Origin of the sequence: Qipengyuania xiapuensis, assembly GCF_019711395.1 — a bacterium.
GTDB lineage: Bacteria > Pseudomonadota > Alphaproteobacteria > Sphingomonadales > Sphingomonadaceae > Qipengyuania > Qipengyuania xiapuensis.
The window spans coordinates 865,146-886,647 of the sequence record NZ_JAIGNL010000002.1; the positions used below are offsets into that span (position 1 = coordinate 865,146).

At 64.0% G+C, this 21,502-nt stretch carries 20 protein-coding genes; 9 read left to right on the top strand and 11 right to left on the bottom strand.

Annotated elements, in window-relative coordinates; all coding sequences use genetic code 11:
* Window positions 1–21: 21 nt before the first annotated feature.
* Window positions 22–660, bottom strand: a complete 639-nt coding sequence (locus K3163_RS13425) for a porin family protein (protein WP_221554557.1) — start codon at window positions 658–660, stop codon at window positions 22–24.
* 121 nt (window positions 661–781) lie between these two features.
* Window positions 782–1,561, bottom strand: coding sequence for a histidinol-phosphatase (gene hisN, locus K3163_RS13430; protein ID WP_221427403.1), 780 nt, complete (start codon window positions 1,559–1,561; stop codon window positions 782–784).
* 104 nt (window positions 1,562–1,665) lie between these two features.
* On the opposite strand from hisN, the gene K3163_RS13435 reads away from it, so the two are divergent.
* Both K3163_RS13435 and K3163_RS13440 read left to right on the top strand, forming a co-directional pair.
* The gene (locus tag K3163_RS13435) at window positions 1,666–2,661 is read left to right on the top strand and encodes a helix-turn-helix domain-containing protein (RefSeq protein WP_221554558.1); all 996 of its coding nucleotides are present in this window, start codon (window positions 1,666–1,668) and stop codon (window positions 2,659–2,661) included.
* Between the two features lie 247 nt (window positions 2,662–2,908).
* Window positions 2,909–3,748 (top strand): helix-turn-helix domain-containing protein, encoded by an 840-nt coding sequence (locus K3163_RS13440; protein WP_221427401.1) that lies wholly within the window; start codon window positions 2,909–2,911, stop codon window positions 3,746–3,748.
* Here K3163_RS13440 and K3163_RS13445 read toward each other — a convergent pair.
* Both K3163_RS13445 and glpX read right to left on the bottom strand, forming a co-directional pair.
* Window positions 3,745–4,680 (bottom strand): ribose-phosphate pyrophosphokinase, encoded by a 936-nt coding sequence (locus K3163_RS13445; RefSeq protein WP_221427400.1) that lies wholly within the window; start codon window positions 4,678–4,680, stop codon window positions 3,745–3,747. The genes K3163_RS13440 and K3163_RS13445 overlap by 4 nt on opposite strands.
* Before the next feature lie 93 nt (window positions 4,681–4,773).
* Window positions 4,774–5,751 (bottom strand): class II fructose-bisphosphatase, encoded by a 978-nt coding sequence (gene glpX, locus K3163_RS13450; RefSeq protein WP_221427399.1) that lies wholly within the window; start codon window positions 5,749–5,751, stop codon window positions 4,774–4,776.
* A gap of 93 nt (window positions 5,752–5,844) precedes the next feature.
* On the opposite strand from glpX, the gene K3163_RS13455 reads away from it, so the two are divergent.
* Window positions 5,845–6,486 carry a hypothetical protein gene (locus K3163_RS13455; RefSeq protein WP_221554559.1) on the top strand — a complete coding sequence of 214 codons (642 nt, stop codon included), beginning with the start codon at window positions 5,845–5,847 and terminating at the stop codon, window positions 6,484–6,486.
* Here K3163_RS13455 and K3163_RS13460 read toward each other — a convergent pair.
* From K3163_RS13460 to K3163_RS13470, 3 genes are all read right to left on the bottom strand, one after another.
* A complete protein-coding gene (locus tag K3163_RS13460; protein ID WP_221554560.1) occupies window positions 6,446–7,753 on the bottom strand; it encodes a homoserine dehydrogenase in 1,308 nt (435 codons plus the stop codon). The two genes, K3163_RS13455 and K3163_RS13460, sit on opposite strands and share 41 nt — an antisense overlap.
* Window positions 7,746–8,162: an acyl-CoA thioesterase gene (locus K3163_RS13465; protein ID WP_221427396.1), complete on the bottom strand. Its 417-nt coding sequence runs from the start codon at window positions 8,160–8,162 to the stop codon at window positions 7,746–7,748. Before K3163_RS13465 ends, K3163_RS13460 begins: the two co-directional genes overlap by 8 nt.
* Window positions 8,163–8,245: 83 nt before the next feature.
* Entirely contained in the window at window positions 8,246–9,079 is an 834-nt protein-coding gene (locus K3163_RS13470) for a hypothetical protein (protein ID WP_247712679.1), read from the bottom strand.
* Between the two features lie 357 nt (window positions 9,080–9,436).
* On the opposite strand from K3163_RS13470, the gene K3163_RS13475 reads away from it, so the two are divergent.
* From K3163_RS13475 to K3163_RS13500, 6 genes are all read left to right on the top strand, one after another.
* Window positions 9,437–10,102 carry an energy transducer TonB gene (locus tag K3163_RS13475; protein WP_221427395.1) on the top strand — a complete coding sequence of 222 codons (666 nt, stop codon included), beginning with the start codon at window positions 9,437–9,439 and terminating at the stop codon, window positions 10,100–10,102.
* A gap of 45 nt (window positions 10,103–10,147) precedes the next feature.
* Complete coding sequence (locus K3163_RS13480) at window positions 10,148–10,939, top strand: MotA/TolQ/ExbB proton channel family protein (RefSeq protein WP_221554561.1); 792 nt, start codon at window positions 10,148–10,150, stop codon at window positions 10,937–10,939.
* A gap of 86 nt (window positions 10,940–11,025) precedes the next feature.
* Window positions 11,026–11,556 carry an ExbD/TolR family protein gene (locus tag K3163_RS13485; RefSeq protein ID WP_221427393.1) on the top strand — a complete coding sequence of 177 codons (531 nt, stop codon included), beginning with the start codon at window positions 11,026–11,028 and terminating at the stop codon, window positions 11,554–11,556.
* A 51-nt stretch (window positions 11,557–11,607) separates the two neighbouring features.
* Window positions 11,608–12,051: an ExbD/TolR family protein gene (locus tag K3163_RS13490; RefSeq protein ID WP_221427392.1), complete on the top strand. Its 444-nt coding sequence runs from the start codon at window positions 11,608–11,610 to the stop codon at window positions 12,049–12,051.
* 162 nt (window positions 12,052–12,213) lie between these two features.
* The gene (locus K3163_RS13495; RefSeq protein ID WP_247710053.1) at window positions 12,214–12,645 is read left to right on the top strand and encodes an ExbD/TolR family protein; all 432 of its coding nucleotides are present in this window, start codon (window positions 12,214–12,216) and stop codon (window positions 12,643–12,645) included.
* Window positions 12,646–12,751: 106 nt separating this feature from the next.
* Entirely contained in the window at window positions 12,752–14,479 is a 1,728-nt protein-coding gene (locus K3163_RS13500; protein WP_221554562.1) for a hypothetical protein, read from the top strand.
* On the opposite strand, the gene K3163_RS13505 is transcribed toward K3163_RS13500, so the two are convergent.
* The 4 genes from K3163_RS13505 to K3163_RS13520 all read right to left on the bottom strand — a co-directional run.
* Entirely contained in the window at window positions 14,476–16,950 is a 2,475-nt protein-coding gene (locus tag K3163_RS13505) for a ligase-associated DNA damage response DEXH box helicase (RefSeq protein WP_221554563.1), read from the bottom strand. The two genes, K3163_RS13500 and K3163_RS13505, sit on opposite strands and share 4 nt — an antisense overlap.
* A 43-nt stretch (window positions 16,951–16,993) precedes the next feature.
* A complete protein-coding gene (locus K3163_RS13510) occupies window positions 16,994–18,628 on the bottom strand; it encodes a hypothetical protein (RefSeq protein WP_221554564.1) in 1,635 nt (544 codons plus the stop codon).
* Complete coding sequence (locus K3163_RS13515) at window positions 18,625–20,331, bottom strand: Hsp70 family protein (RefSeq protein WP_221554565.1); 1,707 nt, start codon at window positions 20,329–20,331, stop codon at window positions 18,625–18,627. The genes K3163_RS13510 and K3163_RS13515 overlap by 4 nt, the downstream gene beginning before the upstream one ends.
* Before the next feature lie 169 nt (window positions 20,332–20,500).
* The coding region (locus tag K3163_RS13520; protein ID WP_221554566.1) for a hypothetical protein at window positions 20,501–21,502 on the bottom strand (1,002 nt) is incomplete at its 5' end.

Genomic DNA, 21,502 nt, shown 5'->3' on the forward strand with positions numbered 1-21,502 from the left:
AATGCGATCCTGTCGGTTGGCTTAGAAGCGCACGCCGAAAGCAGCGCCGATGTTCGAGCGCTGGAAATCGAAACCGTAAAGGTCGTAGTTCTCGCTGATGCCGACTTCGAGACGGCCGTAGGCGTTTTCGCTGAAGCCATGCTCGTAACCGAAGGCGAAGTTGTAGCCGCCGCCCTTTTCGGTTTCGTCGAAGGTGAACGTCTGGTCGAGCACCGGATCGTAGTAGCTGCCCTCGAGGGTCAGGCTCTGCTGGCTGTAGCCGAGCTTGCCGAACACGAGGCCGCTGTCACCGGTGGTGAGACCGATGTGCACGCCGGCAGCCCAGAAGCCGTCCGACGAAAGGCACAGGTCGATATCGCACGATTCGACGGTCGAAACGTCGTAGGTGAAGTACGGACCGACAACGAGGTTGTCGCCCGCTGCGATGTCGTAGCCGATTTCACCACCGAAACCGACGGCATCGCCGAGTTCGTAGATGATGTCGTCTTCGGGATCGCCGATACGCTCGTAGAAAACGCGGCCTTCGAAGCGGATGCCCGACTTCTCGACCGAAGCAGGAGCGGGACGCTCGTCTTCATAGCCGTAGTCACCGTCCTGTGCCTGTGCTGCCACAGGCATGCAAGCACCCGCCATTGCGAGCGCAAGTACGATCTTCTTCATAGTAATATTGACCCTCATTCAATTGCCGAAACTCCGGCACGAGGGATTGCTAACGCGAGAAACCTTGCCCGCAAGTTTACAGTTGCGCTTTTACTACAGCGACACGACTACTGTTGCAGAATTACGCCAATCCCATGGCCTCGAGGACATCCTCGAGGCGCGCAGGATCGCCGATCGCAAGCGCGTTGCCGTCGCTTCCGGCATGCAGTGGTTCGCCCGACCAGTCGCACATGATGCCGCCGGCACCTTCGACGACGGGCGCGAGCGCAGCGAAGTCATGAAGCTTGAGGCCGGCTTCGCACACTATGTCGACATGGCCGCTCGCGACCAGACCGTAATTGTAGCAGTCGCCGCCGTAGATGATCTTGCGCTCGGCAACCGACTTGGCGAGCCCCATGAAGTGGTCGGCTTCATGATCGGAGAACTGGTGCGGGGTCGTCGTCGCCAACACCGCGCCCGACAGTTCGCGGCAGGCGGAGGCGCGGACAGGCTTGCCGTTGAAGGTCGTGGTGTGCCCGGTACGCCCGGCCCAGCGTTCGCGCCCGATGGGCTGGTCGATAATGCCGAGCACCGGGAAACCGTCCTGCAACAGGGCGATCAGCGTGCCGAAGATCGGACGACCCGCGATGAAGCTGGTGGTTCCGTCGATAGGGTCGAGTACCCACTTGCGTGAGGCGCCCTCGTTACGGGTGCCGTATTCTTCGCCGACGATACCGTCGTCCGGAAGCTCGCTCTCGATGATGGCACGCATGGCTGCCTCGGCCGCCCGGTCCGCCTCGGTGACGAAGCTGCGGTCGGCCTTCTGCTCCTGAGACCATTCGCCGCGATAGAGCGGCCTGATCGCCTCGCCGGCTGCATCGGCGAGACGGTTTGCGAGTGCGAGATCCTTGCTGGAAGCCATGCGCGCGCCGCTATCAGGCCAGCCGATTTGAGGCCAGCGAATGTTGCAGGTGCAAAACCACAGAAACAGTGTACAAAGCCGACAGGGGCCACAGGGGAACCCGAATGAGCCGTGAAGGCCAAGGAACATCCCCCGGCCAGGAACCGGGGAAGCTTTTATCTCGCACGGGTCGCACCCGCGGTGGGGATCCGCTCGCCTTCAATCACCAGCCATCGCCCGACCTTGCGCCCTGGTTTACTTGGTTCAGCGTAACCGATGCGGAGATCCCCGACGGCCACGAGATCGTCGACGGGATGTTCAACGATCACGCGATCATCCGGATCATGTTCTGCGGCCACTGGACGGCGCAGACCCGCGATGGCGAAGTCGTCCTCGATCCCGGCGAAAAGGGCATGACGGTCTATTTCGGGCCGCAGACGAAGGTCATGCCGATCGTGGGTAGCGGCAAGATCAAGGTGCTGAGCGTCCACCTCGGCCCGGGCGCAGCTTCGGTGCTTGGCGGACCACGCCAGGAAGACATGCTCGACCGAATCGTCGATCACGACAAGCTGGTCGGCCACGGCAGCCTGAGCTCGCGCTTTCACATCGACGGTACGCCGCACGAGTGGCTGAAGACGTTCGAGCACGAACTGCGGAAGTTCCTGCAGATCAACGACACGGCACCACCGGATCCGATCACGCTCGCTTTCGAGCACGAAACGCTTGCGAACCCGTCCTTCGCGCTCACGGAATTTGCCGCGCGCCAGGATTGCAGCACGCGTACCGTGGAAAGAATTATCAAGCGCGACTACGGCTTGTCGCCGAAGCAGGTGTGCCGCAGGGCGCGCGCGCTCGACATGGCAGCAGCGCTGCTAGGCGTCGCCATGGAAGAGGAAGAGGCCGAACTGCGCCTGCGCTACTTCGACCAGTCGCATCTCATCCGTGAAATCAAGGCGTTCTTCGGCACCACACCGCAAGAGCTGAGGAACGGAAACCACCCGTTCCTCCGCCTCAATCTCGAAGTGCGCCAGTCGCGCCGCGTACAGGCCCTGTCGCTTCTCCCGCCCGACACGATCGAGCCGTGGCGCGATCCCACGGCCGAACCCTTTTCAGGCGAGTGAGCAGAAGGGCCTCCGGCAGGTTTGACAGAGAGCCTTCGATCCGCAAGTTGAAGGGGAAGTTTTACCTGCCCTTCGGGTCGCGCTGGGGGATGCAGAGATAGTTCGCGAAACACGTTCCAACAGGGCGCAACAGGCGCGGAAAGCGCGAACCCCCGCGCTTGTTTCACTCACCGGCTCCACGCCCGAAGGCCTTCCGCTCGCCTACAGCCGTCCGCCCGCCGCGGACATCGCTCCATGGATACAATCATTGGCGGTTGCCGACATCGTCTCGCCCGATGGCGAGCAGAAGTGCCAGCTGTTCTCGGCCAATCCCGCCATTCGCGTCCTCCTGTCCGGGAAGTGGCGTTTCGACACCATCGGCGGGATTCAGGAATTCGACGCGACGAAGGCAAGCCGGACGCTTTACTTCGGGCCGCAAACCGAGGCGATGAATGTCTCGGTAGAAGGGCCGATCAGATTTCTCCTCGTACAGTTTCACCCGGGTGCGCCGCCACTCGACCAGAGCAAGACCCACAAACAGACTCTCAACACAATCGAGTGCTTCGACGAGGGCTTGCCGCCGGAAATACGAAACGCGCACTACAATTCCGGAACACGGCGCGAAGCCTGGCTCGACAGGTTTGAGGAACTGACCCGGACCGTTCTTTTCCAGCGGGTGAAGAAAAAGCCGTCCGAAGTCGTACTGGCCTTCTACCGGCGCATCCTGACCGATCCCGATTTCGACATGGAGGAATTCGCGCGGGCCTTCGGGATCAGCCGCCGAACGCTCGAACGGAAGGTCAAGAAGGGCTTCGGCCTTTCTCCCAAACAGGCAATCCGGCGTGCACGCGCGCTCGACATGGCGGCAGCCCTACTGGGTGTCGCAATGCCCGAGGACGAGGCGGAGTTTCGCCTGCGCTACTTCGACCAGCCGCACATGACGCGTGAGATCCAGGCCTATTTCGGAACTTCGCCGGGCGTGCTTTCGAAGGAAGCCGCAATCCTGCTGCGGATCGATCTGGAGATCAGGCAGATGCGCCGCGCCGAAGCGATGCACGAGCTGGGGATCAAGGATGTCCCCTGGCGCGATCATGATGCGGAACCCTAGTCGAAGAGCGAGCTGACCGAGCTTTCGTCGGCAATCCGGCGCACGGCCTCGCCGATCAGCGGAGCGATGGTGAGGATGCGGATCTTGTCCGAATCCTGCGCCGCGTCGGTCGCGCGGATCGAATCCGTGATCACCAGTTCCTTCAGCGCGGAGCCGTCGACACGTGCCACGGCGCCGCCCGAAAGCACGCCGTGAGTAATATAAGCGGCAACCGATTTCGCGCCCTGGTCGAGCAGCGCCTGTGCCGCGTTGCACAGCGTGCCGCCCGAATCGATGATGTCGTCGATCAGGATGCAGTGCCGGCCCTTAACGTCGCCGATGATGTTCATCACCTCGCTCTCGCCGGGGCGATCGCGGCGCTTGTCGACGATGGCCAGCGGGGCGTTGTCGAGACGCTTGGCGAGCGCGCGGGCGCGAACCACGCCGCCGACGTCGGGCGAGACAACCATCAGGTCCTGGTCGCCGTAGCGTGCCTGGATGTCCGCAGCCATGACGGGCGCGGCATAGAGGTTGTCGGTCGGGATATCGAAGAAGCCCTGGATCTGGCCTGCGTGCAGGTCGACCGAGAGCACGCGGTCGGCGCCGGCTTCGGTAATGAGGTTCGCCACGAGTTTGGCCGAGATCGGCGTACGCGGGCCGGGCTTCCGGTCCTGCCGGGCATAGCCGAAATAGGGGACGACCGCCGTGATGCGCCGCGCCGATGCGCGCTTGAGCGCATCGATGCAGATCAGCAGCTCCATGAGATTGTCATTGGCCGGATAGCTGGTCGACTGGACCACGAAGAGGTCCTCCCCGCGCACGTTCTCGTGGATCTCGACGAAGATTTCCTCGTCGGCGAAGCGGCGGACACCTGCATCGACAAGCGGCATTTCGAGATAGGCTGCGATCGCGCGAGCGAGCGGCAGGTTCGAGTTGGCGGCCATGATTTTCATGTAAGCGAATCCCCGTGAGCGCGGCTGTTGCCCCCGCCTAGCCGAGAGTCATGGGATTGCAACATGAAGGGGCGCGGTTTTGCGCGGCTCTCGTCAGATTTTGTGCTCGCCCTTGATCCAGCGGACGGTTCCGCTCGAGGCACGCATCACGACGCTCTCGGTCGTCATGGTGCCGCCGCGGCGATACTTCACGCCTTCGAGCAGGCTGCCCGAGGTGACGCCGGTGGCAGCGAAAATGCAGTCGCCTTTCACGAGGTCGTCGCGGGTGTAGATGCGATCGAGGTCGGTGATGCCCCACTTGGCCGCGCGCGCCTTCTCGTCATCGTTGCGGAAGACGAGGCGGCCGTTGAACTGGCCGCCTACACAGCGCAGCGCTGCTGCAGCCAGCACGCCTTCGGGTGCGCCGCCCTGGCCCATGTACATGTCGATCGTGGTGTCTTCGTCGGTCACTGCGATCACGCCGGCAACGTCGCCGTCACCGATCAGCACGACGCCGCAGCCGATGCCGCGCAGTTCGGCGATGAGGTCGGCATGACGCGGGCGGTCGAGGACGCAGACGATGATGTCCGACGGCTTCACGCCCTTGGCTTCGGCCACCGCGGTGACGTTCTCGGTCGGCGTCTTGGCAAGATCGATGATGCCCGCCGGATAGCCCGGACCAACGGCCAGCTTGTCCATGTAGACGTCGGGCGCGTTGAGCAGGCAGCCCTCTGCTGCCGCAGCAAGCACCGCGAGCGAGTTCGGTCCGGCCTTGGCGGTGATGGTGGTGCCTTCGAGCGGATCGAGCGCAATGTCGATCTTCGGGCCCTTGCCCGGCGCACCGCCGACCTTCTCGCCAATGAAGAGCATTGGGGCCTCGTCTCGCTCGCCTTCGCCGATGACCACGGTGCCGTCCATATAGAGTGTGTCGAAAGCCTTGCGCATCGCCTCGACCGCTGCCGCATCGGCAGCCTTCTCGTCCCCGCGGCCGATGAGCTTCGAGGCGGCAACCGCCGCAGCCTCGGTCACGCGGACCATCTCGAGAACGAGGACGCGGTCGAGCGGATTATCGGAAGGCGAAGGCGAGTTCATGGGTGGTTCAGTCCTTGAAGCGTGTTTGGCAAGGCGCGGGCGAGCAACCCGTGCATTCGTATTCGCAGGGCGGATAGCCGCAGGAGCATTGCATTGTCGAGACATCTGGCGGTTGTTTTTGCAGGCGGTTTGCTCGCCGCATCGCCGCCAGCGGCAATCGCACAGGAAGAGCCACTCGAAAAGCAGGGCGGCGAGCCTCCCGAGCGCATCGACATTCTCGCCGAACCGATCACCGACGAGCCCGAATACAACCAGGAATGTATCGAGGAGCAGGAAGCGGCGATCCTGTTCGGCGAAATCGTCGTCTGCCGTGAGCGGACAGGCGATGAGAACAGGCTCTACGACAAGGAAACGGCCGAACGAAAGCACGCCGAGCGCACGGCGTTTCACAACGACATCCTGGCGCCCGATACCGCCGGACCCGGCATCTTCCGAGGCAAGGCGACCGTGTCGGGCCTTTGTTTCGTGCCGCCCTGCCCGCCGCCGCCCGCCTATATCATCGATTTCGACGAGCTTCCCGATACGCCCGTTGGCTCCGATGCCGACCGGCTCGCCCGAGGTCTCGCACCGCGCGGCAATGACTATGGGCCGGACGGTTCAGTCGTCATCGCCCGCGAGGCTGGATTGCAGTCCAATGCGGCAGAGCTAGGCCTTCCGCCTCCTCTCGCTACCGGCGACGAGGAGGAAGGTGATGTCAGTCCTTCAGGATCGGCATCACCAGAGGAGCTGCCGTAAGGCTTTCCGATCCCTCGAGCAGTGCGAGCGCCTCGCTTACACAGCGCTCAGGGCCTTCGTGCGTGACCATCGCCACCTGTACATCCCCGCCTTCGGCAGCACGGCCGCGCTGGATCAGGCTCTCGATCGAGACCCCCGCATCGCGCATGGCCGCAGTGATTTCAGCGAGCACACCCGGTCGGTCGGCCACGGTGAAGCGGATGTAGTCGCGCCCGACACGGTCGCCCGGATCGGCTTCTGCACAGGACTGAAGCGAGGATACGGGAACCGAGAATGGCGCGCCCGACTGGCCGCGGGCGATCTCGATCAGGTCGGCCACGACCGCGCTGGCGGTGGGCTTGTCGCCCGCGCCGGCGCCCTGGAACAGCAGGCGGCCCGAGAAGTCGCCCTCGGCCACTACCGCATTGGTCGGGCCGGTCACTGCAGCCAGCGGATGGCGGAAGGGTACCAGACAGGGGCGCACGCGCTGCAGCAGGCGGCACTCGCCATCACCATTCTCCAGCGTCGCGATTCCGACCAGGCGCACGACGTAACCGAGCGCGTCGGCCTGCGCGATATCGCTGGCGCGCACCTGCGTGATGCCCTCGGTCCGCACCGCTTCGAAATCGATGCGCGTGCCGAAGCCGATGGCCGCGAGGATGGCCAGCTTGTGCGCTGCATCAACGCCCTCGATGTCGAAGGCAGGATCGGCCTCGGCATAGCCCTTGTCCTGCGCGGCGCAGAGCATCTCGTCGAAGTCCGCGCCGGTCTGCTCCATTTCGGAGAGCACGTAGTTGCAGGTGCCGTTGAGGATCCCGTAAATCCGGTTGAGCGCATTGGCCGCAGTACCTTCGCGAAGGCCCTTCACCACCGGGATGCCGCCGGCAACGGCAGCCTCGAACGCGAGTGGTGCTTTCTTGATCGCGGCAAGCTCTGCAAGCTCCATCCCGTGGTGCGCGACCATGGCCTTGTTTGCGGTGACGAAGCCCTTGCCCGCATCGAGCGCAGCGCGCGCAAGCGTCAGCGCCGGACCGTCCGACCCGCCGACAAGTTCGACCACCACATCGACATCGTCACGTTCAGCCATGGCCTGCATGTCGTCGACCCAGGCATAGGGCGAGAGGTCGACACCACGGTCGCGGCCACGCTCACGCGCAGTCACGGCAACGATTTCGATCGGGCGGCCTGCACGTGCGGCGATCATCGCCTGGTTGGTCTCGATCAGGCGGATCACGCCGGTCCCGACCGTGCCGAGCCCGGCAAGCGCGATACGAAGCGGCTCAGCCATCAGCATTCTCCAGCTCGGGGAAACCGAAGGCCTTGCGCACCGAGTTGGGTACCGGTGTCGGGCGGCCCTTGGGCAGGTCGACATGCACCGCGAGAAGGCGGATCTCCGCGCGCAGCGAATCGTCTTCGGCACCGTGCAGAGTGATGACCTGTTTCATGCTCGAATTTCCGATTCCCTCGATCGTCATCCGCCCCTCGATCAGCTCGTCGAGACGGATCGGGGCGATATAGTCGACCTCGGCCTTGCGGACGTGGAATTCGACATCGGCCGGCATCCCGCGGCTGCGCGCGTCGCGGAAGAACTCGGTCACCAGCACGTCGGCATATTCGAGATAGCGCGAATTGAAGACGACCGCCTGCGGGTCGACCTCGGCATAGCGCACGCGGAAAGTATGTCGGAAAGGCTCCATGGCTTTGCCGACTAGCGCACCCGGGCCGCGCAAGTGAACCAGTTTGTCTTGTGGGGGGCTAAGCGCGGATTCGCGCAGGGCCGTCAGCGCGGCAGGTTACGCTCGCAGGGGCCGAGTTGCTCGATCACGAAAGCGTAGTCCCGCGCGGCGAGCGCGCGGGCACGGGAATCGCGCGAAAGATTGGCGGCGCCGGGCAATTCGGCGGGGAGCGAACAGGCAAGGCGGTACCAGGCGAGCGTGCCAGGCTGGGGTGCGCGCGCCGACTGGTCGACGATTTCGGTCCAGGACACGCCCCAGCGCGGCGCCTGATTCGGGCGGCGCACGACGGTGATCGAGACGGGCCCGTCCGCCTCGGTGTCGAGGAAGAGCTGGGTTTCGGATTCGCCCACCAGCGTGCCCTCGACGGCCAGCGCATCGGCAACGCGGGTAACGCGCGGCGGGGCATCGGGCGCTACGAGCGCGCTCAGGACAGGGCGCAGCTGTGCCTCGAAGGCGGGCGTGTAAGGGCGTTGGGCGCCTTCGCCCACGAGCTGGATCTCGCCCGGGCGACCGGGCACGGGGCGTGCGAAGAGGATCATTTCGCTCTTCTTGAGCTTGGGCGCCTTGCCCTTCGCCGTCAGCGGCACGTCGACGAGGTAGCGCAGCTCTTCACCCACCGGCACGTTGCCCGCGATCAGCGCCAGGGTGCGGGCCTTGACGAACAGGCGGACATGGCCGGGAGCCACGTCGGGCGCGCGTTCGGGCTTGAGTGCGACCTGGTCGCGAATCTCCACCCGCAGGACCATCGCCGCGTCTTCGGCGAGCGAGACTGTATCCGCATAGGTCAGCGCAGTCGCCCCGTCGCCCTGCGCCTGCGTGGCAAAGGGCAGGCCTGCGGCAAGGGTGGCACAGAGGAGGAAGTTGCGGAGGCGGAGCATGGGCGGGAAGGAACCTTTTGAATCGTTTGCTTGGGCAGCTTGCACACGGCCCGGTATGCTTTCAGGCACGGCTTGCATAGGGTGCCGTGAATCGCCGGTTAACCGATAAAGCGTTTGCCCCTGCCCTTTATGGCAGCTAAGGGGAGCACCTGAACCGGGTTCATGATACAATATTGCTTCAATGCCTCTTTTGGAGGTTTTTTGGAACAACCCGGGTCGATCGCCGTCGTTCCTGATAGGGTTCGCGCAGGTGAATATGGAATACGGCGCCAGGGAGATCGCCAGATCTACCCAGCCCCCATGGCGTCAGACTGGCCCGGTGCGAATCGGGTCGACACGATGGAGTGATGCAACCGAATGGCTTATGCTGACCAAGAGATGAGTGGCAATCGCGTCGTCGCGATCATCATCGTTGCCCTCATCCACATTGCACTCGGTTATGCGCTGATCACCGGCCTTGCATATGATGCGGTCCAGAAAGTGGTCGAACGCGTGACGACTATCGATGTGGAAGAACCGCCGCCGCCGGAGCCGGAAGACGAACCGCCGCCGCCGGAAGACATCCCCGACACCGCGCCGCCGCCCCCGGTCGCGCCGCCGCCGCCGATCAACATCGCGCCCGCGCCGCCGCCGATCCGCACGCAGACGACGATTCCGCCGCCTGCACCGCCGGCGCTCGTGATCCCGCCGCCCGCACCTCCGGCACCGCCGCCCCCGCCTTCGCTGGCGCGTGGTGCAAGCCCGGACAACCTCAACCGTTGGGCTGCCCGGATCCAGGGCGACTATCCTTCCAGCGCTCTGCGCCGTGAGGAACAGGGTACCGTTTCCATGCGGATCACCGTGGGTGCCAACGGCCGTGTCGAGGCCTGTGCGGTCACCGGCAGCTCGGGTTCGAGCGCGCTTGACCAGGCAGCCTGCCGCGGGATGCAGCGTTACGCACGCTACAACCCGGCTCTCAACGCTGCCGGCAACCCGATTTCTTCGACTACAAACCAATCGATCCGTTACGTGCTGCCCGACTAGGGACAAGTCGGCAAAAACGACAATTTTCTAAGAGGACTTCTCGCTATGAATATCTCGCTTCTTTCTGCGGCTCCGGCCAACTCCTTCGGCTTCATGGAAGCCATGGAACAGGGCGGCTTCGTCGCTTGGTTCATTCTCGGCGTCATGGTCATCATGTCGGTGGGTTCGTTCTACATCCTCTTCACCAAGCTGTTCGAACAGCAGAAGGTGATGAACCAGTACAAGGCAGTCCGCACCAACTTCTGGCGCACCAACAGCCTCAAGGAAGGTGCTACCAAGCTTGAAAAGAACAGCGCATGGCGCCAGCTCGTCGACGATGCCGTCGCCGCTGAAGAAAAGCACGCCAAGCTGAACGACAAGCTCGAAGCGCACGACTGGATGCACGGTTCGCTCCAGCGTTCGGAAGATTCGATCAACGCCAAGCTCGCAGGCGGCCTGCCGTTCCTCGCAACCGTGGGTGCAACCGCTCCCTTCGTCGGTCTGCTCGGTACGGTTATCGGTATCTACCGCGCACTGATCAACATCGGCATGGCCGGCTCGGCATCGATCGACAAGGTCGCAGGCCCGGTTGGTGAAGCACTGATCATGACCGCCATCGGCCTCCTGGTCGCTGTTCCGGCCGTGTTCGCCTACAACTGGCTGCAGAGCCGTAACCGTCGCATCGCGGAACTGCTCAGCGGCTTCTCGACCGATCTGCTCGCCAACATCAACTCGAATGGTTCCATCAAGCCGATGACCGCCACTTCGACCAAGACCGCAGCCAAGGCTGCAGCCGGCCGCACGGTTCCGGGTGCCAAGCCCGCTACCGGTACGGCGACGACCACGCCGAAGAGCTAATGGAGGATGGCGCGGGCGCAGGCACTCGCCCGTCCGCGCCCCTCGATTTCTCAAGCGTGAACTCAGGCAAGAATAGGATTTAAGCTATGGCGATTTCGATGGGAGGCGGCAGTGAAACGCCCATGTCGGACATCAACACCACGCCGCTCGTGGACGTGATGCTGGTGCTTCTGATCATCTTCCTCATCGCGGTCCCGGTCGCGATCCAGACGATCGAAAAGCTGGAAATCCCCATCCTCGAGTCGCAAGAATCGAAGGATAAGGTGGAGAACCTGCTGCTGACCGTAAGCACCAGCGATGCGGCCGGCCGAAGCGCAGGCGAACCCGGCTTCGAAGGTGCCGCGCGCAACGGTGAATGCCGCGTCTACTTCAACAACACGACCCCGGTCACCTCGGAAGAGCTGTATGACCAGGCGTTCGAGCGTCTCGACACGATCGTTCAGCGCGCAGGCGGTCCGGAAGCGATCATGGAAAACCCGGAGGACATCCCCCAGGTCCACATCCGTGGTGACGTGAACGCTCCTTGGTCCTGTGTCGCCGGTGCGATCTACAACGTCCAGTCGGCCGGCTATCCGACGGTCGGTTTCATCTCGAACCCGGTCGATCCGAACGGCTGATCGGTCCTCACGGGCCGGACAGCACGTCCAATTTTCTAGGAGTATCCCACCATGGCAATGTCAGGCGGCAAGGACGATGGCAGCCCGATGATGGAAATGAACATGACGCCGCTTATCGACGTCCTGCTCGTTCTCCTCATCATGTTCATCATCACCATCCCGGTCGCGACCCACTCGGTCGATATCGACCTGCCGCAGCCCAACCCGAACCCGCCGCCCACGACGGTCGAGCCCGAGAAGAACAAGCTCGTGCTCACCCAGGACGACCGGATGCTGTGGAACGGTGACGAGATCAACGAGGGCGACCTGGTCAACCTCCTTCAGCAGTCGCTGACGATCGATCCCGAGCCCGAACTGCAGTTCGAGCCCGAAGCGCTCGCCAGCTACGAGCTGTCGGCCCGCGTGCTCAACATCATCAAGGCAAGCGGCGTCACGAAGTTCGGCTTCGTCGGCAACGAACGTTACCGCACCTTCGGCAAGGCCGGCATGCAGTAAGTTCGACCGGAACCAATCACGAAAGGGGGCGGAGCGATCCGCCCCCTTTTTTGTATCCGTGACCGGCGACGCGGCAGGGTCGCGGAGGCGAGACAAACCCCTCGATTTGCATTTCTCCAAATTCTGTGATGTTATTACATTGCACTTGAGAGGAGACTGCTCATGCCCTTCAGCGCCCGTCGCATCCCAGCCAGCAATTCGATGTTCAGCGATATGAACGTCACTCCGTTCATCGATGTGCTGCTGGTTCTCCTGATCATGTTCATCATGGTGATCCCGATCGCCACCCACAGCCTGCTCATCCCGCTGCCGAACGGCGAAGGGACGGAAGATGTGCTGGAGACCAACGTCGTCCACATCGACAGCAGCGACCGGCTCTACTGGAACGGCACCCAGATGGACCGCCAGGCATTGCTGAACCAGCTCGCCACCGCCGCCGCGCAGGAAAACCAGCCCCTGGTCCGTTTCGAACCCGATGCGCTGGCCAGCTATCAGACCTCCGCACAGACCATCGCGCTGATCAAGGACGCCGGCATCGAGAAGTTCGCCTTCGTGGGCAACCACAAGTACCGGAACTTCGATACCGTGCGGTAAGCCTGCCCGCTCGAACAGGGGCGACCTCCCCGTCCGCACTGCATGACGGAAACCTCATAGACAGCTTCCGTCCCTGCTGGGATAAACGCGCGCCAAGGGAGGCTGCATGGGCGCAATCAAGGCCGTTTTCGGGTGGATTTTCCGCAACGCACTCCTGTTCGCGTTGATCGTCGCCGCCCTTATCGCACACAGCGTCTGGAGCGAGGCGCAACAGGCCGAACAGGCCGCGCAATCTGAAGCGCAGGCTGAAATCGATCGATTGGAAACCACAGCCGAGCAGGCTGCGACAGCACAGGCGCGGCTCGAAGAAGAGGCCGCTCGGGCCCGTGAGGAGCTCGCCGCATATCCCGAGACCGTGCGCCGCGCAGGAATCGAGGAGCTGCGCGACAAGCGCCGCGACGCGGTGAAAGAGCGCGAGCAATTTCGCGCACGCCTCCCTGGCGACGCGGAGCGTTGGCGACAGGCCGCCACCCTCGATGCGGATGCAATGCTCGAGCGCGCACTGGTCGAATTGCAGATTCGCCGGCTCGACCGCCAGATCGCCTTCCTCACCGACAGTATCGAAATCGTCCAGGATCGCAGGCAGCTCGATCAACGCCTCGAAGACTTGCGCAATTCCCTGGCGAACCAGGAGGACATCGTCGCGCGCCTCAAACGCGACTACGACAGCAAGGATGCGGCTCTCAAAGAGTTCGAACGCCGCTGGGATGTGATCGAGTGGTTCCAGAAGAAGAAGCATGACGAGCTCAAGGAGGCCCGTTCGAAAGCCAAGGACCGCTACGATGCAGCCGTGCGCGCCCGCGACCGCATCAAGCGCAGCATCCAGCGGCTCCGTGCCACGATGCAGGCAGGCCAAGCCACCATGGATGCCGTCATGCAATCGGGCGCCGACGAGTTTGCCCAGCTGGAGCAACAGGCCGCCCAAGAGCTCGATGCGCAGGAAGATCGGCTGATGAAGCTGAACGAAGAGCACCCGATCGCCCAGATCATGCGCAACGCCCTGCTGATCCTGCTCGGCATCATCGCGATGCCCTTCATCATCCGCACGCTCTTCTATTACGTGTTCGCACCCATGGCCGCCCGCCGCGCGTCGATCAGGATCGAGATACCCGGCCTCTCGGCGGCTCCCGATCCGGTTGCCGAACCTTCGAGGGTCTCGGTGCCGGTAACGCTCGACGAGGGCGAGGAATTGCTGATCCGGCAGGATTACCTCCAGACCAGCGCGGTCGAGGGTGAAAAGGCCACGCGGTGGCTGCTCGACTACAGCCATCCGGTCTCGAGCCTCGCTGCAGGACTCGGCTTCCTCACCCGCATTCGCGGCAAGGGCACCAGCACCGTCTCCGCCGTACGCGATCCCTTTGCCGAGCTTACGGAGATCGTGCTGCCCGAGAACTCCGCCTGCGTCCTCCATCCACGCGCGCTTGTCGCGTTGGTCCAGCCGACAGGCAAGACGATGCGCATCACGAGCCACTGGCGCCTGTTCAACCTCAACGCCTGGCTGACCATGCAGCTACGTTTCTTCGTCTTCCACGGGCCGGGAAGGCTGGTGGTCAAGGGAGGGCGCGGTGTGCGGGTCGAACGCGCCGAGCAGGGCCGCATTTTCGGACAGGACCAGCTTGTCGGATTCAGCGCCGACCTTGCCTATTCGGTGACGCGCACCGAGACCTTTGCGCCCTACCTCTTCGGCCGCGAACAGCTGTTCAAGGACAAGGTGCAGGACAGCGGCGGCATTTTGATCATCGAGGAGGCGCCTCTCGCCGGGCGGCAGGGCGGCGAGGTTCGCCGCGGCCTCGAAGGCGCCTTCGACGCTGGGCTCAAAGCCTTCGGGCTCTAGTCGAGCAGGTCCTCGCCGAGGTCTTCGACCCGCATCGCCGCATCGGCGAGGCTTTCCGCCTCGAGAAGCAGTTCGTCGTCGACCGAGCCCTGCGGGGTAGCCTCGCGGCCGATCATCACCATAACCGGAACGGCGAGCGGACTGACACGATCCAGCTTCACATGGACCAGCTGTTCGGCCGAGCGGTCCAGCAGGTCGCCGAGCCTGCCAACATCGGTCATCCGCTCGCGCGCATCAGCCCAGGCGGCCTCGAGCAGCACGTGGTCGGGCTCGTATTTGCGCAGAACGTCGTAGATGAGGTCGGTCGAGAAGGTGACCTGTTTGCCTGTCTTGCGCTTGCCCGGGTGCTGGCGCTCGACCAGTCCGCCGATCACCGCCACCTCGCGGAAGACGCGGCGCAGAAGGTGGGAGTTCTGCACCCACTCGATGAACTCGTCCTGCAGGATATCGGGCGAGAGGAGCGGGGCGGGATCATCGACCGGCTTCAGGCCCCATACTGCGAGCGAATAGTCGTTCGCAACGAAGCCGCCCGGCATCAACCCGCGATCTTCCATGCGCCGCGTGATGAGCATGCCGAGGCTCTGGTTCGCGTTCCAGCCTTCGAAGGTGTAATAGACCGAGTAATGCCGCTTGGCGTGCGGGAAGCTCTCGACGAGCAACTGCCCCGGCCCCGGCATCTGGCTGCGCCAGTCCTGCACTTCGAGCCATTCGCGCACATCGTCGGGGAAGCGCGCCCAGCCTGCGCGGTCGACCAGCATGGTGCGCACGCGCTCGGCGAGATGCGTGGTAAGCGGCATGCGAGCGCCGCCATAGCTCGGGATCATGGCGTTGGAGGTCGCGGCCTTCACCAGCACCTCCATGTCTTGCAGCTTGACCACCTCGAGGCTCATGCCGGCAAAGGCGAAGGTATCGCCCGGGCTCAACTGCGCGGCAAAACGCTCCTCGACCTTGCCGAGGCTGCGCCCGCCCCGCCCGCGCCCGGAATTGATCCGCACTTCCAACATCTCGCTGTCGATGATGATCCCGGCATTGAGCCTGTGGCGGGCAGCCTGCTCGGGATGGGTAAGCCGCCACACGCCCTGCGTGTCCCGCACGATGCGCTTGAACTTGTCATAGGCTTGCAGCGCATAGCCACCGGTTGCGACGAAAGTGAGCACGCGCTGCCAGACCTCGTCGTCGACCCAGGCATAGGCGAGGCTCGACTTCACTTCGCGCAGGAGCTCGTCTTCCTGGAAAGGCGCGGCGCAGGCGCAGGCCATGACGTGCTGCGCGAGAACGTCGAGACCACCCGGGCGGAAGTCTTCGCCATCGCGCTTGCCCTCGTCGACCGCTTCCTTGGCCGCAGTCGCCTCGAGGAATTCGAAGCGGTTTCCCGGCACCAGGAGCGCGCGGCTCGGCTGGTCGAGCCGGTGGTTGGCGCGGCCTATTCGCTGGAGAAGCCGCGAAGAGCCCTTGGGGGCACCCATCTGCACGACGAGGTCGATATCGCCCCAGTCGACACCGAGATCGAGGCTCGCGGTCGCTACCAGCGCGCGCAGCTCGCCGCGCGCCATCGCCCCCTCCACCTTGCGCCGCGCCTCTTTCGAAAGCGAACCGTGGTGGATGCCGATCGGCAGGTTCTCATCGTTCACATCCCACAGGTGCTGGAAAATATACTCGGCGAGGAAACGCGTGTTGGTGAAGACCAGCGTCGTGTTGTTGCTTCGGATTTCTTCATAGAGCTGCGGGATCGCCCATGTCGCGGCGTGCCCGCCCCAGGGCACGCGCTCTTCGTCGGGCAGCAGTATCTCGACCTCGGCGGGCGCGCCCTCCTCGCCCTGCACCAGCGCGACCTCGTCGATCTCGCCCCACGGCGCGAGCCATTCGCGAAAGCCTTCGGGGCGCGCGACAGTGGCTGAAAGCGCGGTCCGCTGGAGGCCGGGCGCAATCGCCTGCAGGCGCGACAGCGCAAGCGCGAGCAGGTCGCCGCGCTTTCCGGTGGCGAAAGCATGGACCTCGTCGATGACGATACGCTTGAGGCCGGCGAACATCTCGAAGCTGTCGGGATAGGAGAGCAGCAGCGAGAGGCTCTCAGGCGTGGTCAGGAGGACATTGGGCGGCCTGGTGCGCTGGCGCTTCTTGCGGTCCGACGGCGTATCGCCGCTGCGCGTTTCGACCGTTATGGGCAGGCCAATTTCCTCGATCGGCGTGAGCAGGTTGCGCTGCACGTCATGTGCCAGCGCCTTCAGGGGGGAGACGTACAGCGTGTGCAGGCCCTTTGGCGGCTCGGCACCATCGAGGCGGGATGGCGCGAAGGCCGCCAGTGTCGGCAGGAAACCGCCAAGCGTCTTGCCCGCCCCCGTATCGGCCACGAGCAGCGCGTGACATCCCGCATCGCTCGCCTCGAGCATCTCAGCCTGGTGCCGCCGCACGCGCCAGCCGCGGCCGGAGAACCAGCTTTCGATTTCGGTCGGGACCTGCACCTTGCTCACGAAGGGAAAGCGCTGAGAACGCCGCGACGTTCCGCGATCTCCCTCACAGGCCCCGCAGCGTCTCGATAGGAACGCGGGAGGGAACCGAGAGCATGTTCTCGATCAGCGCGATCTCGACCCCGCATCTTTCGGAGTCTTCCGGGTCCTGCAGGATCTCGCCAAAGCGCGCCTCCGACAGTCCAGTATCCTTGCGCGCGGCATCGACCAGCCAGCCGGGAATCTGGTAGGTCGTGCTGCCGGTTCTCGACGGCAATGTGAGCAGCTTTTTTTCGAGCAGGTCGCGCGCCAGTGCGCGTTCTCGTTCCTCGGTTTCGGCGCTCACCTCGGGCGCTCCGCCGGAGAAGCTGCCACTGAGGACGTCCCCACATGCGTCCCCGCCCGCCTCGCTTGCAGCCTTGAGCCATTCGAGGTGCACAGCCTGGATAGCGAGCAGCGTATCGAAATCAGCCCTTTCGCGCGCAGCAAGCATGCGGTTGCGGAGCAAGGGCCGCACAAGGCGGCCATCCAGCACTTTTGCGCGCACCAACGTGTCGATCATCGTACCGAGCTGCGCAGCGAAAGCCGGGTCCGTTTCGACAAGCTGATCATAGCTGAAGCCGTCCCCGAACAGTGCCGCCGCGATCGTGTCCTTGCCCTCGTCACGGATCGCCTGCTCTTCCTCTGCCGAGAGCGGGGGCTGCACCGGCGCGCGATCGTCGGCCGAGGCGCAGAAGCGGAGCGCCTGGATCACGACGAACACGATAAACAGCCGCTGGACGATCCACGAGACGACGTCGCTGGCCGGCTTTTCCCAGCTGTCGATACGCTCCCGGCTGAGCAGCGCCTCTAGCTCGGGAAAACTCCCTCTGATGGCGAGCAGCAGCTTGTCGATCTGGTTTCGGTTGATCTTGAGGCGGTCGATCATGCTCGCCTTGCCCGGTCGCGAGAGTTCGAGCCAGGCCTTGTGCAGCGGATGGTCCTCCTCGAGCACGGACTCGTGGAACCGCATGCCCTGCGTGCGCGCGTTGAGGAATTGCAGCGCGGGCCGCTCGTCCAGCCCGCCGGCTTCGCCCAGCCAATGGAAGGCCACATTGGCCCGCTCCACCAGCGGCGCGCTGCGCGGCCATGCTGCCGCGAGCATCTCGGCGAGGTTGTAATCGACGCTGCCGTGGCGATTGAGGTCGCCGTCCTCGGCCCAGGCGATCAGCCGCTTCAGCGCGTCTTCGGCCTGTTCGTATTCTTCTGCGGTGAGGCCCTCGTCGGAATGCTGGCGCCCAGGGAAAAGGATCGCGTGCAGCTCGTCATAGCCGTCGGGCAGTTCCGGCGGCTCGATTGCTGCAGCGGCAAGCTCGTCCCCCGACAGGCCCGCATCGCCCAGATCGCCGCCCTCATACCCATCGACGAAATCGCGCCGCTCGATCTGCCACTCGAATTCGGCATCATCGTGCCATTCGAGTTCGTCGAAATAGTCGTCATCCTCATAGGCGTCATCGTAGTCGGGCTGGGCACCGCGCGGCGGCGAGGCCGGTGGCTGCGCAGCCAGCCTCAGGGCATAGTCGCGGGCGTCGCGCAGCTGCGCATACTCCTGAACCTGCTCGTCGAGGTTCATGGTCTTCAGCTTGACCGAATAGGCCTTGCGGATCGCGGATTTCTCGCGCGTCTCCTCGATCCCGAGAATGCTCCAGGGATAGCCGCTCATATCGGCGGGTTCGCCTCGATCTCGTCGATCAGCCTCAGCAAGCTCTCACGCGCATCGGCGATCACGCGCGGATCCTGCTTCTCGAGCGCCGCCTTGAAGTTGTCGAGCGAGCGGCCGATGTATTCGCGCACCGGTCCGGTAAAGCCCTCGTAGCTACGCTCGGCGCGCTGCATGGCGGCGACATTAACCTGCTCGTCGCGAGGGTGGACCTTGAGCTTTTCAAGTGCCTTGCGGCTCTTGTCGATTTCCTTGCGGCTGCGCTTGTCCTCTTCATCGACGATCACGACGTTCTTGTGAAAACCGGTCTCGGGAATATCGACGTCGATCTCGAGCAGGCCGTTCGTGTCATAGGTGAAGCGCACCTCTACCTCGACCTCGCCGCGCGGCTTGGGCGGAACGGGGACGACGAGTTCGCCAAGCTTCACATTGTTGGCAACCTGGCGCGCCTCGCCCTGGTAGATACCTGTCTTGAGCTGGCGCTGGCCGTCTTCCGACGTGGTGTAGGACTGCATCCGGCTGACGGGCACCGGCGTGTTGCGCTCGATAATCGGCGAGAAGATGCCATTGACCCGGCCGCCATAGGCATCGTCCATGCCGATCTCGATTCCCAGCGTGAAGGGAGCGACATCGGTGATGCGGATCTCCTCGAGCCCTTCGCCATCCGAAAGCAACCCTGCCTGGATCGCCGCGCCCAGCGCGACGGCGTGATCGGGGTGGACGGTCGAATTGGGGAAGCGCTTGAACATGCGGGTGAGCGCCTTGCGCACCACGGGCATACGCGTCGCACCGCCGACCAGAACGACATCGGAAAGGCTTTCGACATCGACACCGCTGTCGCGCAGCGAGCGGATCACCGGATCGCGTAGCCGCCTCACGAGGGCTTCAGCCGCTTCCTCGAATTCCTGCGTGTCGATCTCGGCGGTGAATTCCTCGTCGCCGACAGCGATCCGGAAGTCGGCCTTGTTCTGGCTCGACAACGCACAGCGCGTCTTCTCTGCGGCAAGCTGCAGCAGGGCCGCGCGGCGGTCATTGGGCAGCCGGTCGAGCACGTCGGCCGCATCGAGCTTGGGCTCCGCCAGCTTGACCATGACCTCGTCGAAATCGTCACCGCCCAGCCGGTTGTCGCCCGCCGAGGCGCGCACTTCGACGATGCCTTCGAACATCTCCACGATCGAGACGTCGAAAGTGCCGCCGCCCAGGTCGAAAACGAGGAAGGGTTCGCGCTCTTCCTTGTCGATGAGCCCGAATGCGAGCGCGGCCGCGGTAGGTTCGTTGATGAGCCGCTCGACCTCGAGGCCGGCGATCTCGCCCGCACGGCGCGTGGCGCGGCGCTGGCGTTCGTTGAAATAGGCGGGAACGGTAATGACCGCGCCGGTCGGACGCTCTCCCGTTGCCGCCTCGACATCGTCTACGAGGCTGCGCAGCACGATCGCGGACAATTCTTCCGGAGTGTAGGAGCGCTTGCCGAGCGTCGCCTTGCTCTCGGTGCCCATCCGGCGCTTGAAGCTCGTGACCGTCTCCGAAGGATGCGTCGCCAGGCGGTCGAGCGCCGCACGCCCCACCCAGCTCTGTCCGTCATCGTCGATCGACACGGCCGACGGGGTCAGCAGCTCGCCGAGCGCGTTGGGCACGAGCTCGCTCTGCCCGTCGCGCCAGATCGCGACAGCGCTGTTGGTGGTGCCGAGATCGATACCGATGATCATGCGGCCTGCCCCTTGCTGATTCCACGCGGCCCGCCATGCGCAACCGGCGCGAAAATCGAAAATTTCATGAAAGCGTCCCCTCGTCCTCTGAGCTTTCTGCCGCGCAGTGCAGTAAGGCTCAAGTATTCAGACAGACCTAATCGAAAACGCTTAGCGATGCGCGTGTTTTTTACAACGCCGCGAGCGCCGGCAGGGCTTCGTCGCGCGGTCGCTCGAGCAGCGTTTCGACGAGTGCGATTGTCACCGCGCAGCGTTGGGGGTGGCGATCATCCGCAAGCGCTTCACCCAGCCCCTCCCGGGTAAGGCCGGCGCGTCGCTGCGCCCCGGCCACCGCCCATTCGGGAAGCGCGATACTATCGGCACCCTCGGTCGGAAGCAGCAGATGGCCGCGTTCCACGAACAGCAGGGACAGAGAGCGTTCGCTTGCGAGTATCTCCGGGTCCTCGATGAGGGCCGGCTGCAGGAAAGCTTTGGTATGAATGTCCCGGCAGGCGTCGGCACCTTGCTTTCCCGCGTCTTTCAGCCACGCGAGGTAGAGCTGGCTTGCGGCAATCAGGTCGGGCGCAGGGATTTCCGTGCGTACACGCATCATCTGGTCGCGGACGTAGGCGCGAGCCAGAGCCGGATCATGGCCCTCTTCGGCGACATGGAATGCGAAGACATCGGCGAATTCGGAATTGCGCGCGGTGAGCTCGGCGAAGGAGATGCCCTCCCCGAAGATTTCTTCGGAGATGCTGTCGAGCATTGCCGGATCATAGGCATTGCGGGGTGCCGGGACTGGCGGGATTTCCCTCTCCGGCAGGCTTTCCTGCGACACCGAAGAGGGTTCGTAGGCCTCACGCCGGGGTTCGTCATCGCCCGAGCACATCGCCACTAGGAAAGTCAGCCCGACGAGCCACCAGAAGCCGTATTTGTCGAGCCTGTAGCGCTCGAAGAACGTCGAACTTTGATGTGCGGTAAAAGCGACATCGGATTCATAATTGGAGGGCGAGGAAGTCTCGTACTCCGTGTCGTAGGAGGGGTCGGTGTAGGTGCGCGGCACCGAAACCATGGCCTCGACTTCCGGCTCCGGCTCCGGCTCGAGCTCCGGTTCGGGTTCGGGTTCGGGTTCGGGTTCGGGTTCGGGTTCGGGTTCGGGTTCGGGTTCGGGTTCGGGTTCGGGTTCGGGTTC

Bases quoted from the DNA above. Each gene is read 5' to 3' on its own strand.
- K3163_RS13425 (WP_221554557.1), bottom strand. From the start codon at position 660: ATGAAGAAGATCGTACTTGCGCTCGCAATGGCGGGTGCTTGCATGCCT.
- hisN (WP_221427403.1), bottom strand. From the start codon at position 1,561: ATGGCTTCCAGCAAGGATCTCGCACTCGCAAACCGTCTCGCCGATGCA.
- K3163_RS13435 (WP_221554558.1), top strand. From the start codon at position 1,666: ATGAGCCGTGAAGGCCAAGGAACATCCCCCGGCCAGGAACCGGGGAAG.
- K3163_RS13445 (WP_221427400.1), bottom strand. From the start codon at position 4,680: ATGAAAATCATGGCCGCCAACTCGAACCTGCCGCTCGCTCGCGCGATC.
- glpX (WP_221427399.1), bottom strand. From the start codon at position 5,751: ATGAACTCGCCTTCGCCTTCCGATAATCCGCTCGACCGCGTCCTCGTT.
- K3163_RS13460 (WP_221554560.1), bottom strand. From the start codon at position 7,753: ATGGCTGAGCCGCTTCGTATCGCGCTTGCCGGGCTCGGCACGGTCGGG.
- K3163_RS13465 (WP_221427396.1), bottom strand. From the start codon at position 8,162: ATGGAGCCTTTCCGACATACTTTCCGCGTGCGCTATGCCGAGGTCGAC.
- K3163_RS13470 (WP_247712679.1), bottom strand. From the start codon at position 9,079: ATGCTCCGCCTCCGCAACTTCCTCCTCTGTGCCACCCTTGCCGCAGGC.
- K3163_RS13475 (WP_221427395.1), top strand. From the start codon at position 9,437: ATGGCTTATGCTGACCAAGAGATGAGTGGCAATCGCGTCGTCGCGATC.
- K3163_RS13480 (WP_221554561.1), top strand. From the start codon at position 10,148: ATGAATATCTCGCTTCTTTCTGCGGCTCCGGCCAACTCCTTCGGCTTC.
- K3163_RS13485 (WP_221427393.1), top strand. From the start codon at position 11,026: ATGGCGATTTCGATGGGAGGCGGCAGTGAAACGCCCATGTCGGACATC.
- K3163_RS13490 (WP_221427392.1), top strand. From the start codon at position 11,608: ATGGCAATGTCAGGCGGCAAGGACGATGGCAGCCCGATGATGGAAATG.
- K3163_RS13495 (WP_247710053.1), top strand. From the start codon at position 12,214: ATGCCCTTCAGCGCCCGTCGCATCCCAGCCAGCAATTCGATGTTCAGC.
- K3163_RS13500 (WP_221554562.1), top strand. From the start codon at position 12,752: ATGGGCGCAATCAAGGCCGTTTTCGGGTGGATTTTCCGCAACGCACTC.
- K3163_RS13510 (WP_221554564.1), bottom strand. From the start codon at position 18,628: ATGAGCGGCTATCCCTGGAGCATTCTCGGGATCGAGGAGACGCGCGAG.
- K3163_RS13515 (WP_221554565.1), bottom strand. From the start codon at position 20,331: ATGATCATCGGTATCGATCTCGGCACCACCAACAGCGCTGTCGCGATC.